This is a genomic window from Streptomyces sp. HUAS MS02, from assembly GCF_055702265.1.
Window position 1 is genome coordinate 7,792,996 of the sequence record NZ_CM146747.1, and the last position, 21,227, is coordinate 7,814,222.

16 protein-coding genes are annotated in these 21,227 nt (G+C 71.6%); 4 read left to right on the forward strand and 12 right to left on the reverse strand.

From position 1 onward, the window contains the following. Window positions 1–7: 7 nt before the first annotated feature. From ACZ9QC_RS33600 to ACZ9QC_RS33630, 7 genes are all read right to left on the reverse strand, one after another. Window positions 8–3,883, reverse strand: a complete 3,876-nt coding sequence (locus tag ACZ9QC_RS33600) for a lipopolysaccharide biosynthesis protein (RefSeq protein WP_472916532.1) — start codon at window positions 3,881–3,883, stop codon at window positions 8–10. Further along, complete coding sequence (locus tag ACZ9QC_RS33605; RefSeq protein WP_472916533.1) at window positions 3,876–4,697, reverse strand: polysaccharide deacetylase family protein; 822 nt, start codon at window positions 4,695–4,697, stop codon at window positions 3,876–3,878. Before ACZ9QC_RS33605 ends, ACZ9QC_RS33600 begins: the two co-directional genes overlap by 8 nt. Then, the gene (locus ACZ9QC_RS33610; protein ID WP_472916534.1) at window positions 4,694–5,743 is read right to left on the reverse strand and encodes a glycosyltransferase family 2 protein; all 1,050 of its coding nucleotides are present in this window, start codon (window positions 5,741–5,743) and stop codon (window positions 4,694–4,696) included. The genes ACZ9QC_RS33605 and ACZ9QC_RS33610 overlap by 4 nt, the downstream gene beginning before the upstream one ends. Further along, window positions 5,740–6,573 carry a glycosyltransferase family 2 protein gene (locus ACZ9QC_RS33615; RefSeq protein ID WP_472916535.1) on the reverse strand — a complete coding sequence of 278 codons (834 nt, stop codon included), beginning with the start codon at window positions 6,571–6,573 and terminating at the stop codon, window positions 5,740–5,742. Before ACZ9QC_RS33615 ends, ACZ9QC_RS33610 begins: the two co-directional genes overlap by 4 nt. Window positions 6,574–6,925: 352 nt before the next feature. After that, complete coding sequence (locus tag ACZ9QC_RS33620; protein WP_472916536.1) at window positions 6,926–8,047, reverse strand: GNAT family N-acetyltransferase; 1,122 nt, start codon at window positions 8,045–8,047, stop codon at window positions 6,926–6,928. Window positions 8,048–8,050: 3 nt separating this feature from the next. Continuing rightward, window positions 8,051–8,440 carry a hypothetical protein gene (locus ACZ9QC_RS33625; RefSeq protein WP_472916537.1) on the reverse strand — a complete coding sequence of 130 codons (390 nt, stop codon included), beginning with the start codon at window positions 8,438–8,440 and terminating at the stop codon, window positions 8,051–8,053. A 205-nt stretch (window positions 8,441–8,645) separates the two neighbouring features. After that, complete coding sequence (locus ACZ9QC_RS33630; RefSeq protein ID WP_472916538.1) at window positions 8,646–9,851, reverse strand: S8 family peptidase; 1,206 nt, start codon at window positions 9,849–9,851, stop codon at window positions 8,646–8,648. A gap of 313 nt (window positions 9,852–10,164) precedes the next feature. Here ACZ9QC_RS33630 and ACZ9QC_RS33635 point away from each other — a divergent pair, with 313 nt between their 5' ends. Further along, window positions 10,165–10,971 (forward strand): SGNH/GDSL hydrolase family protein, encoded by an 807-nt coding sequence (locus ACZ9QC_RS33635; protein ID WP_472916539.1) that lies wholly within the window; start codon window positions 10,165–10,167, stop codon window positions 10,969–10,971. 39 nt (window positions 10,972–11,010) lie between these two features. Here the strand turns inward: ACZ9QC_RS33635 and ACZ9QC_RS33640 are convergent, their stop codons facing one another. The 4 genes from ACZ9QC_RS33640 to ACZ9QC_RS33655 form a co-directional block, all read right to left on the reverse strand. Next, on the reverse strand, window positions 11,011–12,738 hold the full coding sequence (locus ACZ9QC_RS33640; RefSeq protein ID WP_472916540.1) for a serine/threonine-protein kinase: 1,728 nt from the start codon (window positions 12,736–12,738) through the stop codon (window positions 11,011–11,013). A gap of 72 nt (window positions 12,739–12,810) precedes the next feature. Then, complete coding sequence (locus tag ACZ9QC_RS33645; protein WP_472921888.1) at window positions 12,811–14,658, reverse strand: nickel transporter; 1,848 nt, start codon at window positions 14,656–14,658, stop codon at window positions 12,811–12,813. Next, the gene (locus tag ACZ9QC_RS33650) at window positions 14,658–16,244 is read right to left on the reverse strand and encodes a tetratricopeptide repeat protein (RefSeq protein ID WP_472916541.1); all 1,587 of its coding nucleotides are present in this window, start codon (window positions 16,242–16,244) and stop codon (window positions 14,658–14,660) included. Before ACZ9QC_RS33650 ends, ACZ9QC_RS33645 begins: the two co-directional genes overlap by 1 nt. Before the next feature lie 138 nt (window positions 16,245–16,382). Next, on the reverse strand, window positions 16,383–17,906 hold the full coding sequence (locus ACZ9QC_RS33655) for a DUF4331 domain-containing protein (protein ID WP_472916542.1): 1,524 nt from the start codon (window positions 17,904–17,906) through the stop codon (window positions 16,383–16,385). A gap of 233 nt (window positions 17,907–18,139) precedes the next feature. On the opposite strand from ACZ9QC_RS33655, the gene ACZ9QC_RS33660 reads away from it, so the two are divergent. From ACZ9QC_RS33660 to ACZ9QC_RS33670, 3 genes are all read left to right on the forward strand, one after another. Further along, a complete protein-coding gene (locus ACZ9QC_RS33660) occupies window positions 18,140–18,682 on the forward strand; it encodes a sigma-70 family RNA polymerase sigma factor (protein WP_472916543.1) in 543 nt (180 codons plus the stop codon). Between the two features lie 34 nt (window positions 18,683–18,716). Continuing rightward, window positions 18,717–19,547, forward strand: coding sequence for an anti-sigma factor (locus ACZ9QC_RS33665; RefSeq protein ID WP_472916544.1), 831 nt, complete (start codon window positions 18,717–18,719; stop codon window positions 19,545–19,547). A 115-nt stretch (window positions 19,548–19,662) separates the two neighbouring features. After that, window positions 19,663–19,929: a hypothetical protein gene (locus tag ACZ9QC_RS33670; protein ID WP_472916545.1), complete on the forward strand. Its 267-nt coding sequence runs from the start codon at window positions 19,663–19,665 to the stop codon at window positions 19,927–19,929. Window positions 19,930–19,969: 40 nt separating this feature from the next. On the opposite strand, the gene ACZ9QC_RS33675 is transcribed toward ACZ9QC_RS33670, so the two are convergent. Next, entirely contained in the window at window positions 19,970–21,193 is a 1,224-nt protein-coding gene (locus ACZ9QC_RS33675) for a CaiB/BaiF CoA transferase family protein (protein ID WP_472916546.1), read from the reverse strand. Window positions 21,194–21,227: the final 34 nt, after the last annotated feature.

Sequence of the window (21,227 nt, forward strand, 5' to 3'; positions counted from 1 at the left end):
GTGAGGCTCAGGGCGCGCCCATCGTCAGGAAGCGCTGCACCAGTGAGGCCAGCAGGAGCGCCAGCAGCGGCAGACTGAACCAGAAGCTGCTCTGGAGCCACCGGAGTTGCCGGACGCCGGGGCGGACCGCCACCCGGACCATCTCGCGCACGCTCAGCAGCACGATCAGGGCGATCGCGGCCAGGCCGCCCACCACCGACCACGGGGTCCAGGTGACCTGCGGGCCGATCGGCCCGGGATCGGGCTCCGGGGCCTTCCCCGTCTGGTCGCGCAGCGCGAAGATCGTGGCGTCCTTGTTGGAGTAGACCTTCTCGATGTCCGCGCGCTCGTCGAGGTTCCGGACGAGCCGGGACTCCCAGTTCGCGGAGTAACCGGCGTCCATCTGGAGGTTGGTGACCTGGCTGCGGTTGACGATCAGGAAGGAGCCCGCGCCCGCGTCCTTCAGCGCCTTGGCCACACCGGACACCAGGACCGGGTCGACCGGCGCGAGCGTCGGCACGTACTCGACCTTCTCCATGTCCCGGGCGCCCCACGGCATCGCGGGTGTCACGTTGTTCACCGGGTCGTCGCTGAGCCAGAGCAGCCGTACCGTCGGGTCGTCGTGGGCGTAGACGTACTCCATGGCGGCGACCTCGCCAGGGCGGACGCGCTCGAAGGGCTCGTTGCCCCAGCGGGCGACCAGGAAGCCGCCGATCAGGACGAGACCGGCCATGAGGGCCGCCAGCGGGGCGAGGCTCACCCGGTCCTTCTCGCGTTCCTGGTCGGTGACGCCGGTGCGCGGGAACAGGGCGAGCGCGGCGAGCAGCGCGGCGCCCGGCAGGGCGAACATGAAGACCCGCAGCGCCATCTCACCGCCGTACGACTGCATGCCGAAGCCCAGGAACGGCACGAACGTCAGGACGAGCAGGGAGCGTTCGCGGTACTTGTACGCGCGGCGGCGCCAGAAGCCGTAGCAGGCCAGGAGCATGACCGTGCCGGCGAGGGCCACGCGCGCGTACAGCACGAGCTTGTGCGTCGAACTGCCCTCGCCGATCCGGCCGGAGACCGAGGACGTGACGTTCCCGCCCACCCCGCCGACCCCGCCGAAGAGTTCGTCGAAGTGGCCCGACCAGTACGGCTCGGCGAGGAAGCCCACCCAGACGGCGACCAGCACGGCGAACAGGATGGGCAGGCCGCGCAGTTCCGAGCGGCCGATCAGGGCGAGGGCCGCGAGGACGCCCAGCATCACGAACGGGGTGAGCTGGTGGGCCGGGACCGTCGCCGCGTACAGCGCGATCAGGACCGCCAGGAGGACCGCCCGCTGCCGGCGGTCGGTGGGTTCCACCTCCGCCTCGCCGGGGCGCACCTTGCCCCACAGCATGTGCGGGGCGCGGAACCAGACCAGCAGGATCGCGACGAAGACCAGATAGAGGAGGTAGGTGAAGCCCTGGGGGGAGAAGTAGTCCTGGCCCACCCAGCCGCTCAGGACGAAGATCCAGACGCCCGTCCACCTGGCGCGCCAGCTCGCCCGCATATGGCGGGCGAGGAGGAACATCGGTGCCAGGTAAAGGAGTTGGACGGCCGTCGGCCACCAGCGGATGATCTCGGTGAAGTCGGTGACCCCGCAGGCCTCGGCGACGAACGCGGCCGCCGCGAAGAACCCCGGCCAGCTCCAGCGGGCGTCCAGGTCGGGTACGGCGGAGCCGGTGCGGTCGATGTAGTCGATGAAGCCCAAATGCTGCCAGGCCGTCGCGAACCGGGGTTCGGTCTCGATCACGGCCGGCAGCGCGTGCAGCGAGAACACGGTGGCCAGCAGGGTGATCAGCAGCAGTGCGCGGTGCTCCCGGGCCGGCCACAGCAGCGAGGCGAACACGACGGCCAGCAGGGCCGCCCCGATCAGCGTCGGCGTGGGCAGCACGGAGATCAGGCCGAGGCCGCCCATGCGGTCGAGGTCGGAGTCGTCCAGCGCCAGCGCGGGCACCCAGTACAGCAGCAGCGCGGCGAGCAGCAGGAAGCCGAGGACGATCCCGGTGGTCGTGGGGTGCAGCAGTCGTTCGCGCAGGGGCGCCCGAGGTACGTCCTGCGCGGACGGCGTCTCCTCGGCCCCGGGACTCACCGGCTCCCGTACGGACTTCTCCAGCGTCTCGGCCTCTCCTGCCGCGTCCGGTTCCCCCGCGGCCTCCTCGAACGGGGCGTCCACCTCCGGGGACGGCGCCGGGCCCAGGGAGGACTCCGAGCCCGGCTCGCGGGACTCCACCGGCAGGCCCAGCCCGGACGGCGGCAGCAGCGGGCGCGTCGGCCGGTCCTGGGCCCAGGCCGGCCGGTGGTCCCCGCGCGGCACCGCGGTTCCGGCGGGCGGGGTGCCGGGGCCGGGCCGTACGTCCGGGCGGCGCTCCAGATGGTCGAAGTCGACGTGGACGCCCAGGGCGAGGGTGTCGGAGTCCAGACGCCGGGACCAGGCGCCGCTCTGCTTCTTCGCGGCGGAGGCCACCCGGCCCAGGTCGGCGAGATCCCCGTCGGGCGCCGCGTCGGCGGGCACCTCGGCGGGCCCGGCGGTCCGCAGGATCCGGTACAGCCGTGGCGCGGCGATCAGCACGATCACCGTGAGGCTGGAGATCTCGGCGACGCCCGCGCCGGTCAGGCCCATCCGGGGGAGCAGGGCCAGCGTCAGGCCGAGGACCAGGGCGCACAACAGGCCCTGCAGCAAGGCGAGTCCGGCCGTGCGGCTCTGCGCGCGCAGCACCGCGAAGTACGTCTCCATCACCACCCGCAGGACCGCGCCCACCGCGAACCAGCGCAGCAGCGGGGTCGCCGCGTCCGCGTAGCCCTGCCCGAAGACGGCGAGGATCCACGGCGCCCCGAAGAACAGCACCGCGCACACCGGCAGCATGATCCGGGCCATCCGCTTCAGCGCGGCCCGGGTGTTGGCGGCCAGACGTGCCGGGTCGTGGGCGCCCTCGACGGTCAGCGAGGCGCCCATGTTGATGGCGAGCAGATTGACCGTGCCGCCGATGGTGGTGGTGATGTAGAAGTACGCGTTGTCGGCGGAGCCGACCTGGGCGGCGACGATCACCGGGACCGCGTAGACGACCGCGAGGGAGAAGAGGGACCCCGTGTAGTCGCCGGCGAGGAAGCGGCCGATCTCCCGCCACGACGGAGGATGCGCGTGCTCGGCGGTGGCCTCGACGTGCCTCGGGATCAGCCGCCGGAACACCAGCCAGCCCAGCGGCAGCACGGACATCGCGATCGCCGCGACCCAGGAGACGAAGACGCCCATGGTCGGGACCGCGGCGGCGAACACCACCAGGAGCACCAGCTTCACCGCCGAGAACACGGTGTTGCCGACCGGCACCCACACCGCGCTGCGCAGCCCGGTGAGCACCCCGTCCTGGAGCGTCAGCGTCGACCAGGCGACCACCGCGAGCACGAAGAACACGGCGTAGAGCGGATCGTGCAGAAAGCTGTAGGACGACCCCCACAGGCCCAGCGTCAGCAGGAACACCCCCGCCGCGAGCGCCACGACCACCGCACTGCCCGCGTACGTGCGGAAGATCAGCCGTCCGGTGTCGCGCCCCGCGACCGGGATGAACCGGGCCAGGGCACCCGTCAGCGTCAGCGCGGTGAGCCCGGCGAGGAGCTTCATCGCGGCGATCGCGGCGGAGCCCTGACCGACCGAGGCCTCGGTGTAGTAGCGGGCGGCAGCCAGCCAGAAGCCGAGACCGAGCACGGCCGAGATACCGGTGTTCAGCATCAGGGCGTAGGCGTTGCGGAACAGCTGGTCGCCGCCCGCGCCCCGGCCCAGCCCGGGCAGGCGCAGCCTGCGGCCGGGGCCGGGCGCGGGCCCGGTCTCCGCGGCCGGGGTGCTCTCGGCCTCGTGAGCCGTGGTGGTCGTCGTGTCAGACACGGGAACGGATGGCCTTCCGGACCTGTCGTGCTCTTCGGACCATGGCGTACCCCTTGGTGAGGGCACGGTCCCTGGCGAAGGTGCGGGCGATCGCGCGGCCCTCGACGAGTCGCTCGAACTCCGCGATGCCCGTGGAGCGCCGCACGGTCACCCGGCGCAGCGCGTACGGGCCCTGCGCGCGCCGGGCCAGCGCGTTGCCGACGGCGAGCGACTGGGCAAAGCCCGTCTCCCGCACCGCGACGCGCACCCGGCGGCTGGAGTAGCCGTACGGGTAGGCGAACGAGACGGGCGGGGTGCCCAGCTCGTCGGCGACGATGCTCCGGCAGCGCCGCAGCTCGGACCGGAGCCGGTCGTCGTCGAGCATGTCGAGCTGCGGGTGGCTGTGGCTGTGCCCGCCGATCTCCACGCCGCCCGCGGCGAGTTCGCGGACCTGGTCCCAGCCGAGCATGGTGTCGAGGGCCTCGCCGTTGTCGAGGGGGCCCTCGATCCAGCCCGTGGTGACGAACAGCGAGGCCGTGAAACCGTGCTTGGCGAGGACGGGCAGGGCGTGCCGGTGGACGCCCGCGTAGCCGTCGTCGAAGGTGATCAGCACGGGCCGGGCGGGGAGCGGGCGGCCGTCCCGCCAACTCGCCGCCAGGGCCGCGGTGTCGACCGGGGTGAGGCCCAGGTCGTCGATGACCGCCATCTGTTCCGCGAAGGCCTCCGGGGTCACCGACAGGTCCCTGGTGGCGTCGTTCGGTGCGGTGGACACCGCGTGGTACATCAGGATCGGTACGGCCGCCGTCGTCTCCGTCGTCCCCGTCGTCTCCGTCATGACGAGCCCCCCTCGCCCCCCTTGTCGACCGGGCCGACCGGGCCGGCCGGGCTGTCCGTGCCGTCCGGGAGTGCGCCGACCGAGAACGTGACCTCGCCCCTGCGGGCCCGGACGCTCCCGACAACGTACCCCCCGGCGGCCGCCGCCACCCCCAGGACGATCGCGCCCGCACGGCCCGCGCCCCCCGCGCGCCCGAGCAGGGCGTCGCGCAGCCCGCGCGCGACCCCGGCGGGCAGCACCCGGGTGGTGTACCGGCGCTCCGACTCCAGCCCCCTGGCCGCTCCGACGCTCCGCGCCACCAGCGCCTTCGACAGGCCCTCGGCGTAGGTGCGCGCCCGGAAGTACGCCAGACGCTCCCGTGCGTCGGGCACCCGGTGGTGGATCACCGCCCGGTCGTCGAGCAGCAGCACCGCCCCCGGCAGGGCCCGGGAGAGCCGGATGCACAGCTCCGTCTCCTCGCAGCCCAGCGGGCGCTTGTCCCCGTCCCGGCCGATACCGGTGGCGAAGCCCCCGGCCGCGTCGAAGGCGCCGCGGCGGAACGAGGCGTTGCCGCCGAGGACGTTGCGGACCTCGGCGACCCCGCCGGGCAGCCCCTTGTAGGCGCAGCCCACCACCCAGTCGAACTCCTCGGGGAACCAGGCCGGGCGGCGGCCGGACGCCCACACGGGCACCGTACGGCCGCCGACGGCCATGACGTGGGGGTCGGCGTACCCCTCGGCGAAGTACCGCAGCCAGTCGCGCTCGGCCACGGCGTCGTCGTCGAGGAAGGCGATGATCTCCCCGTACGAGGCGGCGATGCCCGTGTTGCGGCCCGCGGACAGCCCCCGGGGACCCGCGTTGGCGAGCACCCGGACCTCGCCGCTCTCCTGGTGTTCCTTGTACTCCCTGGTCAGACGCTCCAGCAGGGTCCGGTTGTGGTCCACCACCAGGAGCGTCTCCAGGGCCGGCCGGGACTGCGCGCGCACCGAGGAGACCGCCGCGAGGATGTCCTCCCAGCGGTCCTCGGTGTACACACAGATCACGACCGAGACGGTCGGCTCGTTCAAGACGCCTCTCCCCGCCCTGCGGTGAGCATCGTGGCGTGCGAACGGCGGCTCAGGGCACGCCGGTTGGAGCGCTCCTTAAGGATCACCTTCAGCACCCGCAGTCCGTCGCGGACGGCACGCAGGTTGCTCGCGCCGTGGATGCGCAGGTACTCGTGGCTGGGGATCTCCTGCACCTTCAGGCCCGCCTTGACGACCCGGATGTTCATCAGGGTCTCCACCTCGAAGCCGGTGCAGTCGAGGTCGATCTTGTCGAGGCAGTGCCGCCAGAACGCGTTGTAGCCGTAGCACAGGTCGGTGTAGCGGGCGCCGAACTTGCGGTTCACGGTGGTGCACAGCGCCCAGTTGCCGAGCTTGCGGATCAGGGTCATGTCGTCGGTGGCGCCGCCGTTGGCGAAGCGGGAGCCCTTGGCGAAGTCGGCGCCCGAGACGAGGGCGGAGACGTACGAGACGATCTCGTGGCCGTCGGCCGAGCCGTCCGCGTCGACCATCACGATGATGTCACCGGTGCACGCCTCGAAGCCGGTGATCAGGGCGTCCCCCTTGCCCTTTCCCCGCTGCGGGACGACCTTGACGTCCGGCCACAGTTCGCGGGCCACCTCGACGGTGTCGTCGGTGGAGTTGCCGTCGACCAGGACCACCTCGTGGATCCAGCCCGGCAGTGTCTTGAAGACGTACGGAAGGTTCTCCGCCTCGTTCATGGCGGGGATCACCACGCTCACCGGTGGTGCGATGGCCAGGTGGTCGGAGATCGGCCGGTACTTCGCGAGCGCCGACGTCCCGGCGCTGCCGGTATCGGACTCGGATATCGCCGGGCGCAGAACTGAGCTCATGAGTCTGGTCCCTCTCGTCCGGTGAACCACCCGCCCCTGGGTGGTCCGGAATGTTGTCCGGTTCGAAAGGGGGGTTCTCACTCAGGGCACGGCGAAGTCGATGTCCGTGCATGCCGGGTGAGCTGGCAAAGCCGGCCGACTGTCGCGGCTCGGCAGTCGGTCGCGCGGCACGACTCGGTGATCGGTGCGGTCACCGAGCACGGCACCCCCCTACCGCGCCCCGCGCCGGGGCCGCCGCGCTCCTTGAGCCCTCCCCTAGGAGCATGTGCCGACGGACCGATGCGGGTTTATTTACAACGATGCAAGACGGTATTGATGATTGAGACCATATGGCAAGACCTCTTACGAGGACTCACGTTTTTGTTGATGTGTCCGTTAGTTGACCCCCCGACCGGAATTTCCCCATCCGCTTCAACAATTTATCGGCAGGCTCGAACAGTTCCGGTCGCGCCAACACCGTGTTGCGCAAGGCCCGGACCGGTGCCCGTCGAGCCCGGTGCCCGAGCGCCACCGGATGGCGCCGGGTGACCCACCCCTCCGACACGGAGATCTCCCGGGTCTTCAGGGAATCCTTGTACTGCTTCTGCCCCCGGCCCAGATCCAGGTAGGCGATGCCGTCGGCGGCGCCCTCCTCGGCCATGTGCAGATGCAGGAGCAGGCCCGGCGAGAACCTCGCGAACGCCGGGTCGTACGCCGGGAACCAGCAGGTCAGCACCCGCTCGGAGCGCAGCCCGAAATGAGCCGCGACCGGCTTGCCGTCCGCGTACAGCACGGACAGCTGGCCGGCGAAGGAGGCGGAGCGGGTGTGGAAGAGGCGGTGCACCAGGCGGGTGATCCACGGGTGCGCGAAGCGGTCGCTGCGGCCCGTCCTGCGGTACTGCGCCGACTTCCAGGCCATCAGGGTGCGCAGCACCCTCGGGTCGCGCTCGTCGTGCACATAGCGCACCTCGTCCACCGCGCGGCCGAGCCTGCGCTCCTTGGCGAACGTCGAGCGGACGAACTTCGGCGAACGGGTGCGCAACTGGCCGAGATAGGCCTCGTAGCCCTGCTCCAGGTCCATGACCGGCGACGGGAAGCTTTCGGTGACGTGCGCGGCGAACGGCGTCTGGCCCTGCGCCAGGTGGTCGAACTCCCACACCGCGAGCCCGCAGGCCCGCAGCAGCTCCTGGGCGTCCCAGGTGAAGCCGGGGCGGTGGACCACGCCCTGGCAGTCGGAGAGGCCGAGACCGACGGCTCTGCCCACCCCGACGGTGGATCTCTGGTACGGGAAGAAGGCCGCCGGCTCGCCGCCCTCCCGTACGACCGCGATCCGTACGCCGCGTCGGCAGCTGCCCACCGCGAGGGCGAACTCCGGGGACAGAAACGGGTTGGCCAGCTCGGGAGCGCCGTGGAGATGGGCCTTCGACTGCAAAGCGGTCCAGGCCGCCCGGTCGGCGGCCGTCAGTTCGCCTGGGCGGTACACACTGATGTCCACGTCTCAGGTCCGTCTTCTCTCCGTACGGCCGTGCAGGAGCCGTACCAGACTCGGCAGGATGACGAGCGAGCTGATCACGGTCACGGCCGTGATCCCACCGGTCACCGACCACGAGTGGGTGGCGATCATGCCCTGGGCGACGAGGAGGTTCACCGCGATCGCGCCCGCGAGGGACGTCACGACCCGGCCGAACGGCTCCAGCCCGCGCAGCACGGCCCCGATGGCGGCTCCTGGCGCGACGAGGAGGAAGAACAGGGCGAACGGGCCGCGCAGCACCGAGTCGGAGCCGGCGAACACGAGCACCGCGCCGACCCCCGCCACGGCCGCGGCCACACCCGCCAGCAGCGGCCCCCCACTGCCTGGCGACGATGGCTTGATACGTAAGGTCTGCATTGGCGACTTTGCCCCCTGAAGCGCCGGATGCCGGGCTTCAATGTCGCTCAGTCGGCGCGGGGGAGTCAATACGTCGAGACCCGCCACGCCCGACCGTACGTCCAATTGTCATACGTCGGCGGGGGAGTGCGCGGGTGCACACGAGAATCCCCGGAGGCGACCCGCGCCTCCGGGGAAACATCTCTTCAGGGTGTGGCGGCCGCCCTTACGGGACGATCTGCAGCAGACGGTTCGGGGAACCGGTGCCGGGGCTGGTGACCTTGCCGGTGACGGCGCCGGCGGTCAGGGCCGAGGCGACCTGGGCCGGGGTGGCCGAGGTGTGGCCGGCCAGATAGATCGCGGCCGCGCCCGCGACGTGCGGGGTGGCCATCGAGGTGCCCGAGATGGTGTTGGTCGCGGTGTCGCTGGTGTACCAGCCCGCCGTGATCGACGAACCCGGGGCGAAGATGTCCAGGATCGACCCGTAGTTGGAGTAGCTCGCCCGGGCGTCCGTGTTGGTGGTGGCGCCGACGGTGATCGCCTCGGTGACGCGGGCCGGGGAGTACGAGGAGGCGTTGGCATTGCTGTTGCCGGCCGCGATGGCGTAGGTCACGCCGCTGGCTATGGAGTTGCGGACGGCCGTGTCGAGCGCGGTGGAGGCGCCGCCGCCGAGGGACATGTTGGCGACCGAGGGGCCGCTGTGGTTCGCGGTCACCCAGTCGATGCCCGCGACGACACCGGCCGTGGTGCCCGAGCCGGAGTTGTTGAGCACGCGCACGGCCACGATCTTCGCCGACTTGGCGATGCCGTAGGTCGAACCCGCGATGGTGGAGGCGACGTGCGTGCCGTGGCCGTTGCCGTCCTGGGCCACGGTGTCGCCGTCGACGGCGTCGTAGCCGTTCACCGCCCGGCCGCCGAACTGCGAGTGCGAGATGCGTACGCCGGTGTCGATGACGTACGCGGTCACCCCGCTGCCCGCGCTGTCCGGGTAGGTGTAGGTGCCGGAGAGCGGCAGCGACGCCTGGTCGGAGCGGTCCAGACCCCAGGGGGCGCTGGTCTGGGTGGCGTCGGCCGTGAAGATCTGGTTCTGCTCGACGGAGGCGACCGCCGGGTCGGCGGCCAGTCTCTTCGCCTCGGTGGCGGAGAGCTCGGCCGAGTAGCCGTTGAGTGCGGACTTGAAGGTCCGCTTCACCGTGCCGCCGTACTCCTCGACCAGGTCCTTGCCGGCGCTCGACGCGGCCTTCAGGCCCGCGCTCTTCTTGAGCGTGACGATGTAGCTGTCCTTGACGGCGGTGGGGGAGTCCGCCGCGAGCACCTTGCCCTCGGCCGGGGCGGCCTGGGCGGGGAGCGCGGTCAGACCGCCGAGCAGGGCGGCGGTCGCCATGGTGGTGACGGTGGCGACGCGGAAGTTCTTGATACGCAGGTGTGCCATTACGAGGGTTTCCTCCTCATAGGCGACGCACGCCTGGGTGGAGCGCGCGTCCGTGGGGGGTGCGTGCGGGATCGCACTCACGACCGGGAGCGTCGCGTTCCGCTCACGGCTGTAAGCAGACTGGGTGATCTACGGGTGTAGCTCAAGAGAGTTGAAGGGTTGTCATGTTTCTGTCACACAACTGAAATTGAACGAGGGGGGAACGCGTGGGTACAGATGCTTGCGGTCGGGAAAGTATTGACATGGACACTTCCGATCAACACGCGTAGTTGCTACGACGGTTGAGGCAGAGATCCTGCTAAAGGGAGGTTCCATGAGACGTTCCCGACTTGCGGCATACATGACCTCACTCCTCCTCGCCGTCGGCGCGGGCCTGACCGGGGCCGCGACGGCGCAGGCGTCCCAACAGGCCGCCGCCACCGGCTATGTGGCGCTCGGCGACTCCTACTCCTCGGGTGTCGGCGCGGGGAGCTACCTCTCCTCCAGCGGCGACTGCAAGCGCAGCACGAAGGCCTACCCGTACCTCTGGGCGGCCGCCAACGCTCCCTCGTCCTTCGCCTTCACGGCCTGCTCGGGCGCCCGAACGGGTGATGTTCTGGCGAGTCAACTGGGGCCGCTCGGCGCGGGCACGGGGCTGGTCTCCGTCTCCGTCGGCGGCAACGACGCCGGCTTCGCCGACGTCATGACCACCTGCGTCCTGCAGTCCGACAGCGCCTGCGTCTCCCGCATCAACACGGCGAAGGCGTACGTCGACTCGACGCTCCCCGGCCAACTCGACAAGGTCTACTCGGCGATCAGCGCGAAGGCACCGTCCGCCCATGTGGTGGTGCTCGGCTACCCCCGCTTCTACCAGCTGGGCGGCACCTGCCCCGGCCTGTCGCAGGCCAAGCGGACCGCCATCAACAACGCCTCCGACTATCTGAACACCGCGATCGCCAAACGCGCCGCCGACCACGGGTTCACCTTCGGCGACGTCCGCTCCGCGTTCACCGGGCACGAACTGTGCTCGGGCAGCGCGTGGCTGCACAGCCTCAACCTGCTGAACATCGGCGACTCGTACCACCCGAAGGCCGCGGGCCAGTCGGGCGGATATCTGCCGGTGTTCAGGAACGCGGCCTGAGGCCGGGAACGGCCCGGGGCCGGCCAGGACGGCCTCAGGTCAGGAACGCGGCCTGACGGCCCCGTTCAGGGCTCCGGCCTCGTCGTCGTAGTCGGCGGCGGAGTCGCTGTAGCCGTCCGGGTTCTCCGAGTCGTCGGAGGGGGAGGTCCCGCCCGTGGTCGGGGCCTCCGACTCGCACGTCACCGAGAACGCGACCTTGTTCGACTCCGTCTTCACCGGACCGCGCACCTCGACGCCGATCTCGTCCGAGTGGCTCCCGTTCGTCGAGACGACGACCCGGTCCTGCTTGGTCTTTCCGCCGCCGGACGCGAACGACAGGGTCTTCCAGCCCTCGTCCTCGACCTCGCCGCTCCTCGCCACCCACCGGTAGTCGACGTCCACGGGGACGCTGCCCACGGTGAACGTCGCCGTGAAGGTGGGCGCGTCGGCGTCCTGCGGCGGACAGGTGCCGGAGTAGTCGGTGTTCACGCCCTCGACGGACACCTTGACCGATTGCGCGGGCGGCTTGGTGGTCGGCTTCTCCTCGGTGGGCGTGTCCGAGGGCGATGCGTCGGCGCTCGTCTCGTCGCCCCCGCCGGGCTCATCGCCCGTACCGCCGTCGCCCGTCTGGTCGTCGGTGCCGCCCACCGTGCCCGCCCCGTTGGTCGGACTGCCGTCCTTCCCGCCGTCGTCCCGGTTGACCAGGGCGTACGTCAGGCCGGCGATGGCGAAGGCGATCGCGGCGATCCCCGCCACCAGGAAGACCAGGGCCCGGCGGTTGCGGTCCGGCTCGCGGGTGGGCACCGGGGAGGGGTGGGTGGCGGCCGGGGTGGGACGAGGCGGGGTGGGCGGCCCGTACCGGTTCACGTCCGGTTCCGGGTGCGTGCCCGCGCCCGCGACCGGGAAGGCGGCCACCGTCGGGCTGTACGGGGTCGTCGCGTCCGCGTGCGGGGTTCCCCCGGCACCGATGATCCGTAGGTCCCGCTCGGCCTGCTCGGCGGAGATCCGTTCGGCCGGATCCTTGCGCAGCAGCCCCTCGATCACCGGGGCCAGCGGACCGGCCCGGTGCGGCGGCGGCAGCTCCTCGTCGACGACCGCGCGCAGGGTGCTCAGCGGAGTGTTCTGCCGGAACGGCGAGTTGCCCTCGACCGCCGCGTACAGCAGCACCCCGAGCGACCACAGGTCCGACTCGGGGCCGAACGCCCGGCCGAGCGCCCGCTCGGGGGCGAGGAACTCCGGGGAGCCGATGACCTCACCGGTCATGGTCAGCGCGGAGCTGCCCTCGACCGTGGCGATGCCGAAGTCGGTGAGCACGACCCGGTCGTCGTTGGAGATGAGCACATTGGCCGGTTTCACGTCCCGGTGCAGCACCCCGGCCTCGTGCGCGGCGCGCAGCGCGGACAGCACCTCGGCGCCGATGTGCGCGGCGCGCTGCGGGGACAGGGGCCCCTCGCCGTCCAGGAGATCGGCGAGCGACAGACCGCGCACCAGCTCCATCACGATCCACGGGCGGCCGTCCTCCATCGCCACGTCGTACACCGTGACGACATTGCGGTTGGCGACCCGGGCCGCCGCCCACGCCTCCCGCTCCAGACGGGCGTACATCCGCTCGACGTCGGAGACCGCGATACCGCCCGGCGCCCGCACCTCCTTGACGGCGACCTCGCGGTGCAGCACCTCGTCGCGGGCCCGCCACACGGTTCCCATGCCGCCCTCGCCCAGCGGGGTCAGCAGCCGGTAGCGGCCCGCGATCACCCGTTCACCGCCCGGTTCTTCGGACACGGCCATCCCCCGTCACTCGCATCCGTACGCGCATCGGCCCGGAATCTCCACTCCGTGCTATTTCTTCCCAAAAGTAGCTCAGCCGAGTGCGGATGTTGCCCCCCTGAACACCAGAACGGCCCCGAGCACGACGACCAGCAGGGCCGACGCCAGCGGTACGGTCCTGCGCACCAGCGCGGCCGTCGGCCCGCCGAGCCGGCCCTCGCCCCGGTCCATCACCCGTGTCACCCAGCCGCCCGCCTTCACGACGGCGTAGCCGGCCGCGGTCAGCGTGAGCGCGAGGCCGATGCCGTACGCCAGCACGAGCAGCAGTCCGAACCACGCCTTCCCCAGCGCCGCCGCGCCGACCAGGACGACCACGGCGGACGGGCTCGGCACCATGCCGCCCGCGAAGCCGAGCAGGATCGTGCCGCGCAGGGTGGGCGCGGTGGGGTGGGTGTGGGTGAAGCCGCCGTGGGTGTGCGTGATCCCACCGCCGAAGAGGGAGCGCTTCTCCTGGGGGGCGTCGTCGGGGCTGTGCTGGTGGTCGTGGTCGTGGTCGTGGCCGTGGGTGTGGTCGTGCTTGTCGCCCTGTTGGTGGTCGTGTTGGTGGTCGTGGGTGTGGGGGGTGACCGGCGCGTGGGTGTGCGTGTGGGGCTCGCTGTGCGCGTGGGTGTGTGAAGGAGCGGCCTGGGCGAGTACGAGCTCCCGGCTGGGCTCCGGCTCGTGGTCGTGCGCGTGGGTGTGGCCGTCTCCGTGGCTGTGGCCGTGGCTGTGCCCGTGCGCATGGCTGTGGTCGTGGCCATGGTGGTGCTCGTGCTCGTGCTCGTGGCTGTGGTCATCGCCGTGGCCGTGGCCGTGGTCGTGTGAGTGGCCGTGCCCGTGGCCGTGCCCGTGTGCGCTCGCGTGGGTGAGGGCCAGTCTGCGGTTGAGCCATGCGCGGCGGGCGAGTGTGACGCCCGCGCCCATCACGAACAGGCCGCTCGCGATGCCGAGCCAGGTGATCACGGACGGGGCGGCGGCGGAACCGGCCAGGACGAGCAGGCCGAGGGCGACGACGCCCAGGGTGTGGGTGACCGTCACGGACGCGGCCATGGGCAGCACGTCCCGCATCCGGGCCCGGTCGCGCGCGGCGGCCGTCGCGGCCATCAGGGTCTTGCCGTGACCCGGGCCGAGCGCGTGCATGGCGCCCAGGAACAGGGCGATACCGAAGGCCAGGGCGCCGAAGCCGAAGGTGAGGTCCTGGCTGGAGACCAGATCGTCGAGGGCCCTGGTCCAGCGGTCCGCGCCGCGCGGGAGGATCGAGGCGCCGGGCGCGGCGCTCTCCCCCTCGGCCAGCGCGGGACCGCCCGGCCGCACCTGGAGCGAGGCCGTGGCCGTGTCCTCCGGCGACTGCAACAACTCCGCGGGGTAGTCGGTGAGTCGCTTCGACACCGACTCCTCGGGCACATCCGACCCTGCCAGGGTCATCCGGTCGCCCTGGGCGGTGACCTCGCGCCAGCCGGGGCCGGAGTCCACGGCGGCGTGGAAGCGTACGTCGGCGGCCCGGTCCGGCAGGGCGGCCGTCAGCCGGCACTCCACCCGCAGCGTCTTCAGCCCCGCCTGACCGGGCCGTTCCTCGGCCCGGCTCGACTTCAGCGCCATCTCGGCGGCGTTCCCGTCGACGGTGACCTCACTGCCCTCGGCGGCCTTCTCGCACCGCTCCCGGGCCCAACTCTCCACGCCCTGCCGCTTGATGGCTGGCGCGGCCTGGGTCGCCGGGATCTCCGCCAGGTCCTCGACGTGGAGGATCCTCAGCTGCCCGGGGGCGGCGACCAGGCCGTCGTACCGGTTGACGGTGAAGTTGCCGAGCGGGTGGGCGCTCGCGGTCTCGGCGGGGCCGAGGACGAGCGCGCAGGCGGCCGCCAGGACCGCCGTTCCGGAGGCGAACACGCGCCGGGGAGAGATCACTTGGCGGTCTCCAGAGCCTGCAGTGCCTTCAGGGTCTCGCGGGCCTCGGCCGCGCCGAGCGGCGAGAAGCCGGCGTTGAGGTCGAGCGCCGCCTTCAGGGTCTTGCGGGCGTCCTTCTTGTCGCCGGCCGCGTACTCGACCATGCCGCGGTGGTACAGGAAGGTCGCGTCCTTGTAGCCGGTGGCGGTGGCCCGGCGGGCGTACGGCAGGGCCTCTTCGTCGCGGCCGTTGACGTGCAGCGCCCAGGCGAGGGCGTCCGCCGTGTGCACCGTCTCGCGGCGCTTGAACTCGGCCTCGGCGGCCCGCAGCGCGGCCTTGGTGTCGCCGTGGTCGGCGGCGGCCAGCGCGGTGTCCAGGTCGGCGTTGACGCCGTTCGCGCGAGCGATGGCGGTGTAGGCGTCCACCAGCGCGTACTGGTCGTTCGCCTTGGTTTTGTCGCCCTTGGCCTCGTACAGCTCGCCGAGCACGACGAGCGGTCCCGGCAGCGGATAGGAGGACACCACCTGCTCCAGGCCGCGGATCGCCTCCGCGCCGTCGCCGCTCGCAGCCTGGGCGCGGGCACGGCCCTCCAGGGCGGGGAGATAGGTGTCGTCGGCGCCGAGGGCGCGGGCGTAGTGGTCGAGCGCGGTCTTGTAGTCGCCCTGCTTCCAGGCGAGTTGGCCGAGCTGGGTGGCCACGTAGGCGATGTCGCCGCGGGTGGCCGCCGAGTCCAGGGCCTGCTCCAGGACACGTCGGGCGGTCTTCACGTCGCCGCGCAGCTCGTACACGTAGGCGTAGCGGGTGAAGACGGGGATGCCGGGGCGGCGGGTGTCGGCCAGGCGGACCGCCGTCAACGCGTCGTCGTAGCGGCCGAGTTCGACGAGGGCGTCGACGCGGCTGCACAACGCCCGCTCGCTGTACGGGTTCTCCTTCAACGCCCGGTCCGCGAACCGCAGGGCGTCCTCGAACTCGTGGCGGGCGGCGGCGAGGGCGGCGAGGCCCGCGAGCGCAGGGTCGTTGTCCGGGCGCAGCTTCAGCGAGCGCTCCAGGGCCTTCTCGGCCTGCGGGTAGCGGGAGGGGTCACCCTTGACCCGGGCCTGCTCGACATAGGCGAGGCCGAGCGTGGACCAGGAGCCGAAGTCCTTGGGCTGTTCTTTCAGATGGGCCTGGAGCCGTTCGACCGCCGCGTCGAGGTCACCGCCGGCGAGCTGGGCCGCGGACACACCCGGCGAGGAGGACATGGCCACCGTCCGGTCGTCGTCCCGGGCACCGAGCGCCACCGCGAACCCGGTGAACGCGACGGCGAGCGCCACCGCACAAGCACCGACCCGCACCAGCCGCCGCCCGGCCGACTCGGCCACGGGCCTCCGCCCGGACCGGAACGCCGACCCACGACCGGCCACCGGCGCGGGAGCCGGGGCCCCTTCGCCTTGTGACGCGGCCCCGGACACGGCTACTGCGTCTGAGTCGGCGCGTGCGGATTCGGCGGGTGTGTCCGTCGGTCCGGCGGATGTGGTGAGTTGGGGTCGGTCCTCGTCGGGAGCCCCCTCGTCGGGACGCGGACGCCCGTTTCGGGGCGCGTTGTCGGTCGTACGCGGGGACATGCCCTCTCCTCAACATCCTTGCCGAGTGCGGTGTTCGTGGTCGTGGGGCGCGGCCCGCGCCGTGGGGGATGGATACGAGCGGGCCGCGCCGGTCACGTCGGCCGGGCCCCATGGGGAAGGGCCCGGACGAGGGATCGGCTAGTAGTACGCGCGGTCGTTGCGACGGCGCCACCACAGCAGGCCCGAGCCGATCAGCAGGACACCGGCCGCGCCGGCGCCGGCCGAGGCGGCGATCAGCGTGGTGTCGTCGGTGCCGCTCTCGACACTGCCGCCCAGCGCGCTGCGGACGTTGTTCGTGGTGTTGCCCTTGACCGTCTTGCCCCGCGAACCGGCCGTCGGCAGACCGACGTACGGGAAGGACTTGCCGAACTTCTTGTCGTTCTTGTCGACCGCGTCACCCAGGTCGTTGGGTGCGTCGACCAGTTCGCCCTCGACGACCTGGAGCGCGATGTCGATCACGTCGTCGGTGAGCCGGCGCCCGTTCGGGAAGCCCTGGTTGTCACCGTCCAGCACACCCAGCCGCTTCGGCTTCTTGGTGGGTGCGATGGAGGTGTTGAGCCGCAGCTGCTCCGAAGGCGTCACGTGCGGGGGCTGGTTGAGCCCCTCGACGCCCTTGAGGAAGACGTCGACGAGGTCGTTGCGCGGCTCCTTGGGCGCCGGGATCTTGTAGATCGCCTCGATGAGCTTGGGCAGCTCGGGCTCGGTGACGTTCTTCAGGAACTGCCCGTCGTCCACCGGCGAGGACGCGTTGAACTTGTCCTTGTCGCCGATGGGGTTGACGACCTCGTTCACCAGCGGCATGCCGAGGCGCGAGACCTGGTGGTACCGGCCGTCGGCGCCCTGGCGCTGCGTGGTGGACCAGATGCCGACGATCGGCTGGTCCTTGGACTGGACGAGCGCGTCGCTCGGGATCTGCAGGGCTATCGAGTTGACGTTGTAGCCCTTCAGCGTGTCCCGCCCGACCTCGGAGAGGTCACCGCCGTAGAGCAGGTCGAAGACGCGCAGGTCCAGGAAGAACGGGTCGTCGGCCTGACCGGCGTACGTGGTCACGCCGCTCGCCGTCTTGTAGACGGCCTCGTCGCGCAGCTTCTTGAAGTTCGGCATCGACGCCTTGCCGACGTTCGACGGCGCCACCCACACGTCGTCCGCGAGCTTCGTCTTGGAGACCGCCCGACGGTTCTTCAGCTTGATGAGGTCGATGTCGTACGTCTGCGTGATGTTCAGGTCCGGGTCGTCGAGGCTCTCCACGACGCCCGTGTTGTACAGGAAGGTCCTGTCGTTCTTCGTCTTCGTCTTGAACGTGTACCGGAAGATCAGGTCTTCCTGGGCGTCGCCGTCCTGGTCGACACGGATGTCGTACTCCGCGTCCTCGGAGAAGGTGAAGAAGTTCGGGCCGCCCGCGGGCTCCTCGAAGGGGATCCAGTTCGCGATCACCGTCGTCGTGTCCGGCTTGTCAGGGCTGACGAACGCGTACACGTCGGTGTTGTCGAACTGGGGCTCCCCCGAGATCAGCGGGGCCTCCCGGTGGCTGGAGGCGGAAGCCGCCCCCGGCACCAGCACGGTGACTCCGGCGGCCGCGAGTCCTCCGGCGGCCAGCGAAGCACAGATGAGGGACGCGATGCTCCGCCGTCCCGCGCCGCTCCTGGAAGTAGGTGTCGTCATGCCGTCCGTCCTCTGTCCCAACTTGCCTGACGAACGCCATTCGGAGCGGTCGGCAGGGTGGATTGGTCGAATCCCAAACGTTCTTACGGCGCGTTTGAAAGGTTGTTTCAGCGGAGAGCGGGATTTGTTGATCCGGATCTCTTCCGGATCCGTAACCCCATCCGGAGGTGGGTTGGTTGCGAATGCCCTACGCGCGAGGATGGCCGTGCTCGGCAGGAGGCGAGGGGGAGCGAGTGGAGGCGGACAGGCTGCTGGTCCGGGTGGCCGGGGGCGATCAACGGGCGTTCGAGGAGTTGTACGCCGTGGTGTCCGGCCCGGTGTTCGGGCTGGTGCGCCGGGTCGTACGCGACCCCGCGCAGTCGGAGGAGGTGGCCCAGGAGGTGCTGCTCGAACTCTGGCGCTCCGCGGGCCGGTTCGACCCGGCGCGGGGCAGCGCGCTGTCCTGGATACTCACCCTCGCGCACCGGCGCGCGGTGGACCGGGTGCGCAGCGCCCGAGCCGCCACCGAGCGCGAGCAGCGCGAGGGACGACGCAACCACCACACCGCCTTCGACCAGGTCGCCGAGGAGGTCGAGGCCGGCCTCGAACGCCAGTGGGTGCGCCACTGCCTGGAGAAGCTCACCACCCTCCAGCGCGAGTCCGTCACCCTCGCCTACTACGACGGCTACACCTACCGTGAAGTGGCCGAGCGGCTCTCCCTGCCGCTGGGCACGGTCAAGACCCGTATGCGCGACGGACTCACACGGCTGCGCGAATGCCTGGGAGGAGTCGCATGAGCGCCCTGTACGGCCGGCCCGAGGGAGGTGCCGAGTGAGCCTGTTCCGTCGCGAGGACCTCCACTCGCTCGCCGCTCCCTACGCGCTGGACGCCCTGGAGCCCGACGAGCGGCGCCGCTTCGAGCACCATCTGGAGAGCTGCGACCGCTGTCCGGCCGAGGTACGCGCCCTGACCGAGGACGCGGTCCGGCTCGCCTGGTCGACGGCCGCGCCGGCCCCCGCCGCGATGCGCGACCGGGTCTTCGCCGCCGTACGCAACACGCCGCAGGAGAGCGGCACGCCCCAGGAGAACCAGTCCTGGAGCGCCCAGCCGCCGCGGTCCCAGCATCTGCCGCGGCATGTGTGGGGGACCGAGCCGCCGCCGAGGTCGCGCGCCCGTGCGCCCCGGTTGCGCTCTTGGCTCGTCCCGCTGGCCACCGTCACGGCCGCCGCCGCGCTCGTGGTGGCCTCCCTCTTCGCCGTCCAGGCCGACCGCACCCGCGACGAGCTGGCCGCCGAGCGCGCGCGGGCGAGTGAGATCGCCCACGTTCTCAACGCGCCGGACGCCCGCGCGACCAGCGACCGGGACGCGGACGGCCTCAGAATCGGAGTGATCGCTTCCGCGGAGGAGGGGAGTGCGATCGTGACCCTCGGCGGATTCGAGGACCTCCCGAAGAACCGGGTGCACCAGCTCTGGCTCATGCGCCCCGACGTGCAACCACGCTCCCTGGGTCTCTTCGACGGCGACACGCCCTTGGTCGCGAGCGGAATGAACACCGACGCGACGTCACTCGCCGTGACCGTCGAACCCGACGGCGGGTCACCGCAGCCCACCAGCCAGCCAGTTGTCCAACTCGCCCTGGAATCGGTCGGATTCGGAGAGTAATCGGCAACACCGTTACGGGGTAGGTGAATAGCGGGACGGTGATTCCCGAGTGCTCCAACGGGGCGATATGGTTACGCTGCCCGGGCCGGGTGGACTCGTACGGGTGGGGAGTGACATGGAACAGATAACAGTGCGCAGGGCGCGAGTCCCTGCGATCACGTGCGGGAGCAGCGCGACCAGTTCGCGCCTCGACCGACATCTCTCGGTGCTGAGCGGCCCCGCCGTGCCACAGCGCGAGGCCGCCGAGGCGACCTCGCTGATGCGCGAGATAACGTCACGTACCCCGCAGGAGCGCGGCAGCCGCAAGGACACGCGCGTCGGCAGGGTCTCGCTGTTCGCACCCCTGAAGAGGCTGCGCCGCTCGCTGTTCGGCAGCCGCTAGCACCACCGCACCAAGGGCTTTCCCCGCAGGAGGCCCGCGCTCAGGCCACCACGCCGTCCCGGCGCAACGCTGCGATCTCGTCGTCCGTCATCCCCGCGGCACGCAGCAGCGAACCGGTGTGCTCCCCGAGCGCGGGCACCGCACCCATCCGCGCCTCGTCCCCGCCCGGCAGCGTGATGGGCGGCAGCAGCGCCCTGAGCGGCCCCACCGGTGAGTCCACTTCCCGCCACCGGTCCCGGGCCGCCAACTGCGGGTGCTCCGCCACCTCCGTCACATCCCGTAGCCGCGCGCAGGCGATCCCCGCCGCCTCCAGCCGCGCCAGTGCCTCGTCGGTGTCCAGCAGCCCCAGCGCCGACGCGACGAGCTCGTCCGTACGGTCCCGGCGCTCGACCCGCGCCGGGTTCGTCGCGAACGCCGGGTCGTCCGCCAACTCCGGCCGTCCCAGCACCTGTTCGGCGAGCCGCCGCCACTCCCGGTCGTTCTGCACCGACAGCAGCACCCGCCCGCCGTCCGCCGTCGGATAGGCGTCGTACGGCGCGATCACCGCGTGCCCGAGGCCCGTGCGGGCCGGCGCGCTCCCGCCGTGCATCGCGTGGTGCAGCGGATGCCCCATCCATTCGGCCAGCGCCTCCAGCATCGACACCTCCACCGGCCCGCCCCGCCCGGTCGTACCCCGCCGGACGAGCGCCGCGAGCACCCCCGAGAACGCGTACATCCCGGCGGCGATGTCCGCCGCCGGGATGCCCGCCTTCACCGGCCGCTCCGGTGTCCCCGTCACCGACACCAGCCCGGCCTCGCACTGCACGAGCATGTCGTACGCCCGCTTGCGCGCGTACGGGCCCGACGCCCCGTAGCCGGAGATGTCCACGGCGATCAGCCGGGGGTGCGCGGCGCACAGCGTGGCCGCGTCCAGGCCGAGCCGGGCCGCCGCGCCGTGCGCGAGGTTCTGCACGAACACGTCCGCGTCCGCCACCAGCCGGCGTACGACGGCCAGGCCGCGCGGGTCCTTCAGATCCAGCGCGAGGGACTCCTTGCCCCGGTTGCACCACACGAAGTGCGAGGCCAGGCCCCGGGCCGCCGTGTCGTAGCCGCGGGCGAAGTCACCACCGTCCACCCGCTCGACCTTGATCACCCGGGCGCCGAGATCAGCGAGCTGCCGGGTGGCGAAGGGGGCCGCGACGGCCTGCTCGACGGCGACGACGGTGATGCCGTCGAGGGGCAGGGGATCACCGGCGCGAGGGAGTGGACGCATGCCGTGGATCATGTCCCCGCCGGGGCGCGGTTGTCACCAGGGAGTG

Coding starts and splice junctions, on each gene's coding strand:
- ACZ9QC_RS33675 (WP_472916546.1), bottom strand. CDS start 21,193: ATGATCCACGGCATGCGTCCACTCCCTCGCGCCGGTGATCCCCTGCCC.
- ACZ9QC_RS33655 (WP_472916542.1), bottom strand. CDS start 17,906: ATGACGACACCTACTTCCAGGAGCGGCGCGGGACGGCGGAGCATCGCG.
- ACZ9QC_RS33625 (WP_472916537.1), bottom strand. CDS start 8,440: ATGCAGACCTTACGTATCAAGCCATCGTCGCCAGGCAGTGGGGGGCCG.
- ACZ9QC_RS33650 (WP_472916541.1), bottom strand. CDS start 16,244: ATGTCCCCGCGTACGACCGACAACGCGCCCCGAAACGGGCGTCCGCGT.
- ACZ9QC_RS33635 (WP_472916539.1), top strand. CDS start 10,165: ATGAGACGTTCCCGACTTGCGGCATACATGACCTCACTCCTCCTCGCC.
- ACZ9QC_RS33630 (WP_472916538.1), bottom strand. CDS start 9,851: ATGGCACACCTGCGTATCAAGAACTTCCGCGTCGCCACCGTCACCACC.
- ACZ9QC_RS33640 (WP_472916540.1), bottom strand. CDS start 12,738: ATGGCCGTGTCCGAAGAACCGGGCGGTGAACGGGTGATCGCGGGCCGC.
- ACZ9QC_RS33615 (WP_472916535.1), bottom strand. CDS start 6,573: ATGAGCTCAGTTCTGCGCCCGGCGATATCCGAGTCCGATACCGGCAGC.
- ACZ9QC_RS33670 (WP_472916545.1), top strand. CDS start 19,663: ATGGAACAGATAACAGTGCGCAGGGCGCGAGTCCCTGCGATCACGTGC.
- ACZ9QC_RS33605 (WP_472916533.1), bottom strand. CDS start 4,697: ATGACGGAGACGACGGGGACGACGGAGACGACGGCGGCCGTACCGATC.